Annotated in this window: 8 protein-coding genes; 4 read left to right on the top strand and 4 right to left on the bottom strand. The window is 65.0% G+C overall.

Features of this window, described 5'->3' with window-relative positions; translation table 11 throughout:
* Window positions 1-7: 7 nt before the first annotated feature.
* Window positions 8-1,522 (top strand): glycerol kinase GlpK, encoded by a 1,515-nt coding sequence (glpK, locus tag ACQ3DC_RS08900; RefSeq protein ID WP_430752024.1) that lies wholly within the window; start codon window positions 8-10, stop codon window positions 1,520-1,522.
* Window positions 1,523-1,621: 99 nt separating this feature from the next.
* On the opposite strand, the gene ACQ3DC_RS08895 is transcribed toward glpK, so the two are convergent.
* From ACQ3DC_RS08895 to ACQ3DC_RS08880, 4 genes are read right to left on the bottom strand one after another with little or no spacing between them, the layout of a single operon-like run.
* The gene (locus ACQ3DC_RS08895; protein ID WP_430752023.1) at window positions 1,622-2,518 is read right to left on the bottom strand and encodes a hypothetical protein; all 897 of its coding nucleotides are present in this window, start codon (window positions 2,516-2,518) and stop codon (window positions 1,622-1,624) included.
* A 31-nt stretch (window positions 2,519-2,549) separates the two neighbouring features.
* Window positions 2,550-5,690 carry an efflux RND transporter permease subunit gene (locus ACQ3DC_RS08890; protein ID WP_321213605.1) on the bottom strand — a complete coding sequence of 1,047 codons (3,141 nt, stop codon included), beginning with the start codon at window positions 5,688-5,690 and terminating at the stop codon, window positions 2,550-2,552.
* A 1-nt stretch (window position 5,691) separates the two neighbouring features.
* Window positions 5,692-6,141 (bottom strand): hypothetical protein, encoded by a 450-nt coding sequence (locus tag ACQ3DC_RS08885; protein WP_321213604.1) that lies wholly within the window; start codon window positions 6,139-6,141, stop codon window positions 5,692-5,694.
* Window positions 6,138-9,284, bottom strand: a complete 3,147-nt coding sequence (locus ACQ3DC_RS08880; RefSeq protein ID WP_430752022.1) for an efflux RND transporter permease subunit — start codon at window positions 9,282-9,284, stop codon at window positions 6,138-6,140. The genes ACQ3DC_RS08885 and ACQ3DC_RS08880 overlap by 4 nt, the downstream gene beginning before the upstream one ends.
* Window positions 9,285-9,852: 568 nt before the next feature.
* On the opposite strand from ACQ3DC_RS08880, the gene leuS reads away from it, so the two are divergent.
* Genes leuS through ACQ3DC_RS08865 form a run of 3 tightly spaced genes read left to right on the top strand, consistent with a single transcriptional unit; the run spans window position 9,853 to window position 14,406 of the window.
* Complete coding sequence (gene leuS, locus ACQ3DC_RS08875) at window positions 9,853-12,387, top strand: leucine--tRNA ligase (RefSeq protein WP_430752021.1); 2,535 nt, start codon at window positions 9,853-9,855, stop codon at window positions 12,385-12,387.
* Window positions 12,388-12,443: 56 nt separating this feature from the next.
* Entirely contained in the window at window positions 12,444-13,457 is a 1,014-nt protein-coding gene (locus ACQ3DC_RS08870; RefSeq protein WP_430752020.1) for a DegV family protein, read from the top strand.
* A 49-nt stretch (window positions 13,458-13,506) separates the two neighbouring features.
* Window positions 13,507-14,406, top strand: a complete 900-nt coding sequence (locus tag ACQ3DC_RS08865; RefSeq protein ID WP_430752019.1) for a ComEA family DNA-binding protein — start codon at window positions 13,507-13,509, stop codon at window positions 14,404-14,406.
* Window positions 14,407-14,535: the final 129 nt, after the last annotated feature.

The raw sequence follows: 14,535 nt of genomic DNA, 5'->3' as shown, positions 1-14,535 counted from the left end.
GTCAACCATGAACCAGTACGTAATCGCCATCGACCAGGGAACCACCAGCACCCGTGCCATCGTCTTCGACCACAGCGGGAGCATCGTGTCCTCTGGGCAGATGGAGCACGAACAGATCTTCCCGCAGGCCGGCTGGGTGGAGCACAACCCGGCCGAAATCTGGAACAACACCCGGGAGGTCATTGCCTCAGCGCTGTCGAAGGCGAACCTGACACGGCACGATATTGCCGCCGTCGGCATCACCAACCAGCGTGAAACTGCGGTGGTGTGGGACAAGACCACCGGTGAGGCCGTCTACAACGCCATCGTCTGGCAGGATACCCGCACCCAGGACATCGTGGACGAGCTGGCCAAGGATGGCGGGCCGGACCGCTTCAAGCAAAAAGTGGGCCTCCCGCTGGCCACGTACTTCTCCGGAACAAAGATCAAGTGGATCCTGGACAACGTGGAGGGCGCCCGCGCCAGGGCTGAGGCCGGCGACCTGGTCTTTGGCAACACCGACTCTTGGGTCCTGTGGAACCTGACCGGCGGAGTGGACGGCGGGGTTCACGTCACGGACGTCACCAACGCCTCCCGCACGCTGTTCATGGACCTGGATAGCCTGCAGTGGGATGAGGAGATCCTTGGCATCTTCGGTGTTCCCCGGACGATGATGCCCGAGATTAAGTCCTCCTCGGAGGTGTACGGCACCGTGCACACCTCCCAACTCCTGCGGGAGGTTCCCGTTGCCGGGATCCTCGGGGACCAGCAGGCCGCCACGTTCGGCCAGGCGGCCTTCGAGGCAGGCGAGGCCAAGAACACGTACGGCACGGGCTGCTTCCTGATCTTCAACACCGGCGAGGAGATCGTCCACTCCAAGAACGGGCTGCTGACGACGGTGGGCTACAAACTCGGTGACGCTGCGCCGCACTACGCCCTGGAAGGTTCCATCGCCGTCACCGGCTCGCTCATCCAGTGGCTGCGTGACAACCTGGGCCTGATCAGCAGCGCACCCGAGGTGGAAACCCTGGCTGCGTCCGTGAAGGACAACGGCGGCGTGTACATCGTGCCGGCCTTCTCGGGTCTCTTCGCACCCTATTGGCGGTCCGATGCGCGCGGCGCCATCGTGGGACTGACCAGGTTCGTCAACAGGAACCACATCGCGCGTGCCGCGCTGGAGGCCACCGCCTTCCAGACGCGGGAGGTCCTGGACGCTGTGAACGCGGACTCCGGCGTTCCGCTGACCGAGCTGAAGGTCGACGGCGGCATGGTGGCCAATGATGCGCTGATGCAGTTCCAGGCGGACATCCTGGGCGTCCCCGTCATCCGGCCAAAGGTAGTGGAGACAACCGCGCTGGGTGCCGCCTACGCCGCCGGCCTTGCCGTCGGGTTCTGGAAGGACCTGGGGGAGTGCTCGGCCAACTGGTCCGAGGACAAGCGCTGGGAACCGCAGCTGGACCAGGCGGAGCAGGACCGGCAGATGCGGCTTTGGAAGAAGGCCGTCACCAAGTCCATGGACTGGGTTGACGAGGACGTGCGCTAGGCGCCCCTGCTGGCAGCGGATGGCGAAGAAGGAGGGCGGCACGGGTGCCGCCCTCCTTCTTGCGCCGGCTTCATGCCGGCCAGGAACTTCCTCTGCCTCTCAGTAGTTGAGTTCGGCCCGCGGCGTCTTGGCATAGACGCTCCGGCTGACCTCGTATCCCCTTTCGTCCAGTTCCAGGGCCTGCGCGTTGACGGCCTCGAACTGCTCGGCGTTCAGTTTCCGCACTTTCACCAGATCCATGAATTCCTGGTCCGGACCTCCAACAGCAGTGACCTTAATCAGCCCGGTTCCGGCTGAGTAGAACTTCCGCTGGTGTCCGGCCTCAGGCGGTTCCAGGGGGTTGTATTCGTCGATCACCAGGACGTCGTCGTAGCACCCGGTGGGAACGCAGACTTCGTGGTTTTTCTTGAACACCGTCCCGCAGTCAAGGAAATCAACCCTGGGTGCGTATGCCTGGACGTAGGAGGCCGTGCCGGTCTTGGGCTTAGCCTGCATGGCGATGCCGGCTTGAGCCTTGGCCAAACCGCTGATGAAGGTGCTTGGGGCACCTACGAACTCGCCGTTTTCGTATTCCTCAGGGTATTCGCCAAACAGCCACACATCCCCGGCACGGGTCTGGGCAAAGAAGGCCAGTTCGGACTCCACCAGTTCACCGTCAGAGTAGTCACGGTCCCACATCACACGGGTGGTCACGCCGTCGATTACCTTCGTCAGGCCGGTGACCGTATGGACCACCTTGTGCGCCTGTACGCCGTCAGCCGATGTCACGGTGCCCACCGTGGTGAACTGCATGCCCGGCTTGAGCGGGAACCACTTGTTGTCGATCCGCGGATATTCCGGGAAGGCGGACCGGTCGAAATTAATCGCGGACCCTTCGCCGCAGAGTTCGTCGGCTGCCGGCGCGGCCGCCGTTGGTGCCGAGATCACCGTCAGCGACCCGAAGGCCAGCAGCAGCGCGGACCCGTATGCTGTGAGGCGGCGTGCCAAAAGCGTCATCTCAGTGCCTTTCATACTGGTTGGAAGAGGACTACACCGCAGGGGCCGGCTGCAGTTCGGGGGTGCTGCGCCGACCGCGGCCGCCCTTGGCGAAGCGGAGGTACAGCGAGGGGACGATGAACAGGTTGACCAACGTCGACGTGACGAGCCCGCCCAGGATCACCACCGCCATCGGATGCTCGATCTCGTGGCCCGGGATGTTGCCCATGACAACGAGTGGCACCAGGGCCAGCGCGGTGGCCAGCGTGGTCATCAGGATCGGCGACAACCGCTCTGCAGCCCCGCGAAGCACCAGCTCCGGCCCGAAGGGGACGCCTTCGAACTGTTCAAGGTGCTGGCAGTGGTTGATGAGCAGGATGCCGTTGCGTGCAGCGATCCCCATCAGCGTCAGGAAGCCGACCAGGGAACCCAGGGACAGGATTCCGCCGCTGAGGTGCGCAGCGATCACCCCGCCCACAAGCGCCACCGGGAGGGTCAGGATGGCCAGGGTGGCAAGCCGCCAGCTCCTGAAAGCAGCCTGCAGGAGAAGGTAGACAACGATGAGCGCGACGATGGAGTAGAGCATCAGGCGCTGCGATGCGGCCTGCCGTTCCGCGTATTCGCCGAGGACAACGGCGCTGTAGCCGACCGGGAACTGGACTGATTTCATGCCGTCCTGCAGCTTCTCCACCACCTTGGCCAGGTCGCCTTCCTTGACGTTGGCGCTGACATCGATGCGCCTTGACCCTTCGGAACGTTCAACGACGTTGGGTGTCGGCTTGACCGAAACGGCCGCCACGTCAGCCAACCGGATCTTCTGCCCGGACGGCGTATCCAGCACGAGGTTCTCTATGCTTGTGACGCTCGTCCGGACCTCCGGCGGGCTCCAGACCTGGACGTCGTAGGCTTTGCCGTCACGGTAGATGTCGCCGACCTCTTCGCCGGCCACCATGGTGGCCGCCGCCCGGCGCACATCGCCCGGCTTCAGTCCGTAGCGGTTCGCTGCGTCCAGGTTCACCTCCACATCAATCTGCGGAATGTTGGACTGGAGCGCGACCTTGGCACCGATGGCCCCGTCAATGCCGCCGAGGATCTCTTTGATCTTGTCGGCTTCCTGGCGAAGTATCGAAAGGTCGTCGCCGTAGACGCGGACGACGACGGCATAGCCGGTCCCCGTCAGCACCTCACGGATGCGTTCCTTGAGGTAGGTCTGCACGTCCCTTTGAATACCGGGGTAGCCGGCCACTACAGACTCGACCGACTTCAGCGTGGAATCGTAGTCCACGCCCGGGTCTACGCTGATCCAGTTCTCACCAAAGTAGACACCCACCACTTCATCAGCGTTGAAGGCCTGGCCGGTGTGGGATCCGCAGTTGTTCACGCCCTGGATGGTCATGAGTTCCTTGCAGGCCAGCTGGCTGACCCGGACTTCTTCGGCGTTGGACGTACCTGGTTTGGTAAGCCAGTGCATCAGGAAATCGCGTTCCTTGAAGGAAGGGAGCAGGGATTGGCCCAGCAACGGTGCCGCCACTATGCCCACCATGCCGAAGGCGGCCAAGGCGAGGTAACCGGGAATTGGCCGCCGGACGATGGGCCGGAGGGCCTTGCTGTACCAGCGCTTGAGGACCCTGACCACGGGCGGATCCCTGTCCTCCAGCTTGGCGTTCCGGAGGAAGATGTATGCCAACGCGGGGGTCACCGTAAGGGCCACGAGCATCGACGCGAACACTGCCAACGTGTAGGCCGTGGCCAGCGGCCGGAAGAAGGCCCCCGTCAGCCCGTCCAGGAAGAAGATCGGAACCGTGGCCGCGACGATGATCAGTGTGGCATAAACGATGGGTCCCCGGACCTCCAGGGACGCGTTGACCACAACCCTCGCGGTGCTTCCCGTGCCCCCGGTTGCCCGGTGGTGCCGAAGGCGCCTGACGATGTTTTCGACGTCGATGATGGCATCGTCCACCACCACCCCGACCGCAATCACCAGCCCCGCAAGCACCATGGTGTTGACTGTGCCGCCGGTCCAATAGAGCACAAGGGCAGCCGCCACCAGCGACAAGGGGATGGCCAGCACGCTGACCAGCGCCGTCCGCCACTGGAAGAGGAAGACACTCAACACCATGATGACAAGCAGGCAGCCAAGGAGAAGGGCGACGCCCAGGTTATTGAGGGATTCCTCGATGAATGTTGCCGGCCGGAAAATCGTGGTGTCCACGGCAATTCCGGTCAGGCCGGGTTCGAGTTGCTTCATTGCCTCTTCAACGCCCCGGGTGACTTCAAGGGTGTTTCCCCACGGCAGTTTCTCCACGATCAGCATCAGGCCCGGGCCGCCGTTGATCACTGCGTCACCAATAAGCTGCTGGTGGTCCTCCACGACATTTGCCACGTCGCCCAGCTTCAGTGGTGGCTGCCCCTCCCGGTCCTCCAGCGCCACCTGGGCGAGGTCTTCCGGGGTGGTGATGGGCTGGACGTGGCGGATTCCGATGGATTGGCTGGGCGTGTCCAGGGATCCGCCGGTGCCGATCATGGCACCCGAGGAGTAATGGAGGAGCCCGGCATCCAGCGCATTGGCCGTAGAATTCATCACTGTTTCCAGGCTGACCTTGTGGGTCGCCAGCCTGGCGGGATCCGCCTGGACCTGCAGCATCTGGAGGCGTTCGCCCCAGATTGCCACGTTCGCCACACCCGGAACGCGGAGCAGATGGGCCCTGATGTTCCAGTAGGAGATCATGGACATCTCGATCAGGGACCGCGTGTCGGAGGACAGGCCGATCTTCATCACCCGGCTGGTGGAGGACAGCGGTTGCAGCATCACCGGCGGGGCTGCCCAGGTGGGCAGGGTGGGAATGACTGTCGCCATCCGTTCGGATACCAGCTGGCGTGCAGTCAGCAGATCCGTGCCGTTCTCGAATTCCATGACGATCGAGGACAACTGCGGGACTGATTTGGAGCGCATGTGGTCGAGGCCGTCTATGCCGTTGAAGGCCTCCTCCATGGGAACCGATACCAGTTCTTCAACCTCCGCGGCCGTTAGGCCAAGGCATGCTGTCTGGACCTCGACTTTTGGCGGCGCGAATTCAGGGAAGACATCCACTGAGGCGTTGCTGAGCTGGGCGCCGCCAACCATCATCAGAGCCGCCGCCAACGCGATGACGATGGATCTGAAGCGCAGGCTGGCGGCGACTATCCGGCGCATGTCATTTGCCCGTGACGAACTCTGCGCCGAACAACTCAGCGGCGGCCACGGTCACCACTTGGGAACCCACTGCGGGACCTGCGCTGGCGGTGACAACACCAGCCTCCACTTTGGTCACGGTGACGGCCTGGCGTTCAAACACCCGTGGTTCGGGGTTCCCGTAAACCCAGGTCTTCCCCTCGGCGTCGTAAAGCAGGGCAGCGTAGGGGAGGAGGATGCCTCCATCCGCCGGCTTGACGGTCTCCGTGAGCAGTTCAAGCCGTTCAATGGCCCGCTGGCTGAGCGTTATGCGTGCAATCCCCGTGGTGGCGTTCTTCTCCACCTTGGCAGGCGCTTCGGCTGCAGACTCCGCCTGCGCTGTGGACTGGGCGCAGGCCGGCAGTGAAGACAGCAGGGCGGCGCAGACGGCAGCTGCGACTGGCAGGCGCCGAAGGAGGCTTTTGCTGGTCATGATACTTTCACCTTTTCCGGCATCGACATGACTGGATGTTCTGATTCGTAGACTTCCGACCACTCTTCGGGCTCGGTGCGGGGACCGAACCACAGGGTGAGCAGCGGGAGGATGAAGAGCCCCACGAGCGTTGTGGTCACCAGGCCACCGGCCAGGATCAGCAGCATCGGCCCTATCAAGGCTTGGCCGACCGTGCCGCCCATGAAGGCGGGCGGTATCAGCACAAGCAGCGTGATGATGGCCGACTTCAGGACTGGCGACACGCGGTCCCGGGCTGCCTGCATGACCACGTCTGTGCGCGAAGCTCCGGCAGTCTCCCGCCAGATCTCGTCGACGCGTGCGGACAACAGGGCTGCGTTGCGCGCGGCGATGGCAAGGACGGCAGCAAACGCTGTCAGTGACAGCCAGGACAGCGACGCCGATCCGAACCAGGCCGCCACCGCTGCTCCGGACATCGCGGCGGGAAGGGCCAGGAAGGTGGCGACAGCCAGTTTCCAGCTCCTCACCGCTGTCTGGAGCAGAAGCAGCACAGCCAGGGCGGCAGCAACTCCGAGTCCGTGCACCAAGGTATCCGCGGCCTGGAGTTCACCATATTTCGTGGGGATCTCGGCGTGGTACTCGAGCGGGAACTCGATTTGCTGGACGGCTGCCTGGATGTCCCGCTGGATATCTTCCAAGGGGCGTCCGCTGATGTCGGCGACAATGTCGATGCGCCGCGACGTAGCATCGTGCTGGACCACGACTTCACTCGGGACCATCCGCACGTCGGCGATCTGCCCCAGTTGGATGTGGCCGCCGTTGGGGGTGTCAAGGAGCAGCTCACGGATGCTTGTCAGGTCATCCCGGACGCCAACGGCACCCCGGATAACCACTTCGAAAACCTTCTGCTGTTCAAAGAGGTTCCCAACCACGATGCCCTGCATCAGGGTCGCAGCGGCGCGCCTTGCGTCACCGGGCTTGATACCTGCCTTTTGGGCGGCTTCGAGGTTGACCTGGACCTCCACTATCGGGGTCACGGCCGGTGCGTCGATGGTCGGGTTGTTCACCCCGTTGATCTTTTGGAGGGCCTGGCGGACCTCTTCTGCCTTTTTACGCAGCACCGGCATTTCCGTTCCAAAGACCCGGACCGCAAAGTCCGGTTCCATGCTGGAGCGTACATCTCCGATGGTTTGCTGCGAGTAGTTCATCACGTTGTGCGCGATGCCAGGGTAACCCTGGACCACTTCCCGCACGGCACGCTCGGTTTCGCCGAAGTTGGCGCCCCGGTCGATCGACACCCACAGCTCAGCGGAGCTGTTGCCTACCACCTGGTCTGCTGAAATGGCGCGTCCCAGGTGCCCGCCGACTCCGGAGACCCCCGGAAGGGCCCGAAGTTCCTCGGCGGCCTTGGCGGCAACCCGCTGGACTTCATCGTTGGAGGTCCCGGCCATGGTGTCCCACTGAACCAAAAGAGTGCGGTCAGGCATCGTGGGAACAAGTTGCCTGTTTTGCGTCAGCTGGGAACCGGCTACGATCCCCAGCATTCCCACAACCACCACCACCGCGACGGCAAGGCCTTTCCGGGGACCGATACCGTCCAGCGCGCGGCCGTAGTAGGCCTTCGCGCGTCCTACAGCGGGAAGTTCCCTGGCCGGAGCAGTCTTCGGCGGAAGCAGGAAGTACGCCAGCACGGGCGTCACGGAGAGGCCAACTATCAGTGCGGCGGCGAGGGTCAGCGCAAGTGACCAGAACAGCGGGGTGAAGAACGAGCCGCCGACCCCGGTCAGAAAGAGCGTGGGAACGAGGACAACCACCATGATGAGCGATGCGTGGAACAGCGGAGTGCGGATTCCCTTCGCGATGAGGCTGATCCTCGACCTTGGGGAAGTTCCCGGCTTCGCCACATCCTGGCCCGAGGCCAGCCGCCGGTGGGCCTGGATGTCTTCCACAATGTCGCCCACGATTACCGATGTGCCGAGCAGAACCCCGAGCAGGATGGCGATGTTGAGTGTTGCATTCTGGGCGAACAGTACAACTGCGGCCGTCGTGACCGTCGTGGCGATGGCCACGAGCGCAATCACAGCCGCACGCCAGGAGCGGAAAAGCAGCCAGAACAGGGCTACGGCAATCAGCAGGCTGATGAGCAGGGAGAGGCCCAGGCTGTCGACGGATTCCTGGACGCCGGTTGCCGGCCGGAAGACGGACGTGTCGATCTGGATCCCGGTGAGGCCCGGCTCCATGTCCTTCAGCGCGGCTTCAACGTTGCGGGTGACTTCCAGTGTGTTGGTGCCCGGGAACTTTTCGACGACCAGCATCAGGCCTGCACCTGAGCCGGCCACGGCGTCCCCGATCAGCGGCTGGTGGCCTTCCTTGACCTGGGCGATGTCGCCCAGGAGCACCGGCGGGTCCGCTTCCTCCACGCTGACCTTTGCCAGGTCGGCCGGGGTGCGGATAGGGAGGACGTGCTGGATGCCAAGGCGCTGGTTGGGTGACTCCACGAAGCCGCCGGTACCCGGCGTGGATGCCTCCAGGAAGCTCAGCGGCGAAACCCAGACGGCGTTGCCCGTGGTCTTGACCAGCTGCTCAAGGGTTATGCCCTTGTCGCGGAGCTGCGTGGGAGTGACTTCAACTTGCAGCTGCTGTTCGCGCTGGCCCCAGATAGACACGTTTGCGACGCCCGGGATGCCTATCAGGCGCGGCTTGATCTTCCACCGGGCCAGGACGGACATGTCGATGCCCGAGAGCTCGGTGGAGTTCATCTTGATCATCATCACGCGGCTCGTGGACGACATCGGCTGCATGATCAGGGGCGGCGAGGAGACGTTGGGCAGCGCGTGGGCCTGCGTCATCCTTTCCGCCACCAGCTGGCGTGCACGCAGGACGTCCGTACCGGGCTCGAAGACGAGTTCGATGGACGACAGGCCGGGAACGGACTTGGAGCGTATCTCGTCCAGCCAGGCCACGCCATTAAGAAGGTCCGCCTCCATGGGGGCGGTGATGAGCTGTTCGACCTCAGCGGCGGAAAGCCCGAGGGCTTCGGTCTGGATCTCGACTTGTGCGGGGGCGAACTCCGGCATGGTGTCCACAGCCATATGTGGAATGTTTACTACGCCAAAAGTAATAAGGCCCGCTGCGATCGCGAGAACCAGAATCCGAAACTGCATGCTGAACCGGGTAACCCAGCCAAACATGGTTCGTCACCCGTTGGATTCTCGGCCGGGGTTAGACGAAGGGTAAGACCCGCGGCTACTTTGCTGCGGGTGTAACTGGCATGAATACATTTCAGGCTCCTACGCCGGAGACCAGTCAGTTTCCCCCTCAGACTTGGTCATTACAATGCACCTGCCCTGCCACTGTTGGCAAGGGGGGAAAGCACACAAGTTCGCAGCTGTAGGGGGGTAGGGGAGGGCACGTGGTTTTGCGGGTTGCGTCAGTAGGGGGACACGTAATCCTGCGGGCCGTTCCAGTAGGGGGACTCGTACCCTCGGGGTCCTGACGGAGGCCGTCATTCCCGGCAGGCCCCCGGCGGTGTTCCTTCGCGGGTGCGCTAAAGTGGTTTCATGCGTGCGATCCTTCTGCTTAGCCAGCCGCCCGGTATCCGGACCAACGGATAGCGTGCGGCAGCCCCTCCATGGTGAGGGGCTTTTGTGTGTCCGGGAGCGTCCGGTGACAGCAGGAGGATCAGGCCGTTATGGCAGCACAGATGCCGTAACAGAACAGAAGAGGGCAGCAGTGGGCGTTCAGCCGGAGACAGAGACCGGAACAGCAGCAACAGTGTCAGCGGAGGTGGCCGAGGAGGGCATCTACAGCTTCACGGCGATGGAGGCCAAATGGCCGCAGGTGTGGGAAGACCTTAAGGTCTTCACCCCTGTCGACGACGGGTCCCGGGAGCGGCGCTACGTGCTGGATATGTTCCCGTACCCTTCGGGCGACCTCCACATGGGCCATGCGGAGGCGTTCGCCATGGGTGACGTGGTGGCCCGCTATCTGCGCCAGAAAGGATTCGACGTCCTCCACCCGATCGGCTGGGACTCCTTTGGCCTTCCGGCGGAAAACGCTGCCATCAAGCGCAACGCCCACCCCAGCGAGTGGACCTACGCCAACATCGACACCCAGGCCGCGTCCTTTAAGCGGTACGCCATCTCGGCCGACTGGTCGCGCCGGCTGCATACCTCGGATCCCGAGTACTACCGCTGGACCCAGTGGCTGTTCAAGCGTTTCTACGAGCGCGGGCTGGCATACCGCAAGGACTCCCCGGTCAACTGGTGCCCCAAGGACCAAACGGTGCTGGCCAACGAACAGGTAGTCAACGGTGCCTGCGAGCGCTGCGGCACCACCGTCACCAAGAAGTCCCTGAACCAGTGGTACTTCAAGATCACCGAATACGCCGACAGGCTGCTTGACGACATGGAGCAGCTCCGCGGCCACTGGCCCGAGCGCGTCCTGGCCATGCAGAAGAACTGGATTGGCCGCTCCGAGGGCGCCCACGTCAACTTCGTGATCGAGGCCGACGGCGGCAAGCCCGCCAAGGAGGTGACTGTCTTCACCACCCGCCCCGACACCCTGTACGGCGCGACGTTCTTTGTGGTGGCCGCGGACGCGCCGCTCGCCGTCGAACTCGTCACCGGGGAGCACGCCGCGGCCCTGGACGAATACCGCGAGCAGGTCAAGGCACTCTCCGAGATTGAACGCCAGTCCACTGAGCGGGAGAAGACCGGCGTCTTCACCGGCCGGTACGCCGTCAACCCGCTCAACGGGGAGAAGCTTCCCGTCTGGGCCGCTGACTACGTCCTGGCCGACTACGGCACCGGCGCGATCATGGCCGTGCCGGCCCACGACCAGCGCGACTTGGACTTCGCCCGCACCTTCGACCTGCCTGTCCGGGCAGTCCTGGACACGGGCGAGGAGGATCCTGCCGTTTCCGGCACGGCTACCACGGGGGAGGGCACCCTGATCAACTCGGGCGGGCTGGATGGCCTGCCCAAGGCGGAGGCCATCCCGGCCGCGATCGCCATGCTGGAACGCCAGGGCACCGGTGAGAAGTTCGTGAACTTCCGCCTGCGGGACTGGCTGCTCAGCCGCCAGCGGTTCTGGGGCACCCCGATCCCGATCATCCACTGCCCGTCCTGCGGCGAGGTTCCTGTCCCCGACGAGCAGCTGCCCGTCACGCTGCCGTCCGATTTGCGCGGTGAAGACCTGTCGCCCAAGGGCACCTCTCCGCTGGCTGCTGCCGAAGCGTGGGTCAACGTGGATTGCCCTTCCTGCCACGGCCCGGCCAAGCGGGACACCGACACCATGGACACCTTCGTGGACTCGTCGTGGTACTTCCTGCGCTTCGTTTCGCCGCACTACACGGAAGGGCCTTTCGACCCGGAGAAAATCAACGACTGGATGCCGGTGGGCCAGTACGTTGGCGGCGTTGAGCACGCGATCCTGCACCTGCTGTACGCCCGGTTCTTCACCAAAGTCATCCACGACCTCGGCATGATCGACGCCGACGAGCCGTTCAGCGCCCTGCTCAACCAGGGGCAGGTGCTCAACGGCGGCAAAGCCATGAGCAAGTCCCTCGGCAACGGTGTGGACCTCGGCGAGCAGCTGGACAAATACGGCGTGGATGCCGTCCGCCTGACCATGATCTTCGCCTCCCCGCCCGAGGACGACGTGGACTGGGCTGACGTTTCGCCCTCCGGTTCCGCCAAGTTCCTGGCGCGGGCGTGGCGCCTGGCCCAGGACGTGGCGAGCGAACCCGGCGTCGACGTCACCAGCGGCGACCGCGCACTGCGCTCCGTTACGCACCGGACCATCGCCGACGCCGCCGCGCTGCTGGACGCCAACAAGTTCAACGTGGTGGTGGCCAAACTGATGGAGCTGGTCAACGCCACCCGCAAGACCATAGACGCAGCCTCCGGTGCCGGCGGCGCCGACCCCGCTGTGCGCGAGGCCGCTGAGGCCGTCGCGGTGATCCTGAGCCTGTTCGCGCCGTATACGGCTGAGGACATGTGGAACGTCCTGGGCCACCCGGCCTCCGTCGCGAATGCGGGATGGCCGGCCCATGACGCCTCCCTGCTGGTCCAGGACACCGTCACGGCAGTGGTCCAGGTCCAGGGCAAGGTCCGGGACAGGCTGGAAGTGTCCCCGAACGTCTCCGAGGACCAGCTGCGCGAACTGGCGCTTGCGTCGGAGAATGTCCAGCGGGCACTGGACGGCCGCGGCATCCGCACGGTGATTGTCCGCGCACCTAAACTGGTCAACATCGTCCCGGCCTAGCCGGACCGGGCCGCCGGAACAGCTCCGGCGGCCTGCAGTGACACCAGGAGGCCCCCTTGCCCGACCGCGACACCGCCGCCTGGCCCTGGCTCCGCGCACGCCTGGCGGCCATGCGCGCCAGGCAGGAGGCTGCCAGGCGGGACGATTCCGGAACACGGCCGGGCGCCGTCGTGCGTACTGCCGTGGTCACTGATTCCGCAGCTGCCTTGCCGCCGGAGTGGGTGTCCGCGCTCACGGGCGACGGCGTCCTGACGGTCATTCCGATGCCTGTGATGGTTGGGTCGGAGATCTATGGCGAGGGCGAAGACGACATCTCCGAAACCATCGCCCTGGCGTTGGCCGCCGGGACCTCCGTTAAGACCTCCCGGCCCTCGCCCGGCCAATTCGAGCAGGCCTACCGCGCTGCCCGGCAAAAGGGCTTCGAGGCGGTAGTCTCCATCCATATTTCCGGGGACCTGTCCGGGACGGCGGACGCGGCCCGGCTGGCTGCGGCGAGGGTGGACATCCCGGTGGAGGTCGTGGACTCCCGCACCGTTGGCATGGCTTTGGGCATGGCCGTCCAGGCGGCAGTGGGGGCAGCGGCCGACGGCGGTGGCGCTGCGGCCGTTGCCGCTGCCGCGGCTGGACAGGCAGGACGGACCAAGGTGTATTTCTACGTCCCGAGCCTGGAGCAGCTGCGCCGCGGGGGCCGGATCGGTGCAGCCGCCTCGCTGCTGGGGACGATGCTGGCCATCAAGCCGATCCTGGCGGTGGAGGGCGGCAGGATTGTCCTGCTTGAGAAGGTGCGGTCTGCTGCAAGGGCTGTTGCGCGCCTGGAAGAGATCGTCGCCGCCGATGCTGCCGGCCGGCCGGCATCGGCCGTCCACCTTGCCATCCACCATTTCGGCAATCCCGACGAAGCCAAAAACCTGGCTGCACGCCTGGCCTTGGCCTTGCCGGGGCGCCCGCCGGCCCAGACCAGCCCGCTTCCCGCTGTCCTCGCGGCCCATGCCGGCCTGGGGGTCCTGGCCGTGATCGTGGGGGAAGAGCTGACGGAAACGGGCAGCCGTTCGGCAGGCCTTTCCACATAACGCGTACCTGCCCTGTTGCCGCGCCCGGACGTTTCCCTAGCGTGAAGCCATGTCACGGCGGGACGCTGGAGAAGCAGGTGGTCCGGCGCGCCATGCCAGGAATCGCCTGCAGGCCGCCCTCGGGGAGGCTCCCGCGGGGCTGCTCCGGAACGGTAACGGGCCCGGTCCTTTTGAGTACCGGGGACCGGCCGGGGACCCGCCGGGGGCCTCCCCGCACTCCCCACCCGCCGGTTCCCGGCAGGACCTGGACCCTGCCGCCGCCACTCCCGTGGGATCCGTGCTCCGGTGGCGGCTGGGGCCGCGCCTCGCTGTGCTGCTGGGCATCCTCTCTGTTGCGGCGGGGGCATGGTTCTGGTGGCAGGTGGCATCAGGCCGTCCGGAGATCCTGCCCCTCAGCGGCATCAGCCCCGGTGGTCCGGTGGCGGACGGCGCCCCCGCGGGGGACCAGGGGACCGGAGGTGATCCTGAAGCTGCCAGGGACGCCCGCGGCGATGAATCCCCAGGCTCGGTAGTGGTCCATGTGGCCGGGGCAGTGGCAAGGCCGGGCGTGGTTCAACTGCCCGCAGGAAGCCGGGTGCACGAGGCCATCGCGGCAGCAGGAGGCGGGGCGCCGGGAGCCGACCTGAACCGCCTGAACCTTGCCCTCGCCGTGGAGGACGGCCAGAAGATCCATGTTCCGCGGGAAGGGGAGGAGGTCCCTGCAGGCGGGCCGGATGGCGCTGGCCAGGATGGCGGCAGCGGTGCAATGCCGCCGGAAGGAAAAGTCAACCTCAACACGGCGGGCGTGGAGGAGCTGGACGCCTTGCCGAAAGTGGGTCCTGTCCTTGCCCAACGAATCGTGGACTGGCGCAAGGAGCACGGGGCATTCAAGAACGTCGAGGAGTTGGACGCCGTGGACGGCGTGGGACCCAAGATGCTTGAAGCATTGCTGCCACTGGTGACGGTGTGAGGCCCTGGCGGTATGGGGAGGCCCGGTATGAGAAGGCCCGGGTGAACCGTGATCCCGATGGGTAGTGGCAGGAAGACCTCCCGGACGAGTCCCTGGAGCCGTTACGTGCAGTCCGCTGTGAAAGGACCG

This window comes from Paenarthrobacter sp. NEAU-H11 (assembly GCF_050573415.1).
GTDB lineage: Bacteria > Actinomycetota > Actinomycetes > Actinomycetales > Micrococcaceae > Arthrobacter.
The sequence above is the reverse complement of the archived record's forward strand: the minus strand, read 5'-3'. Positions and strand labels throughout refer to the sequence as shown.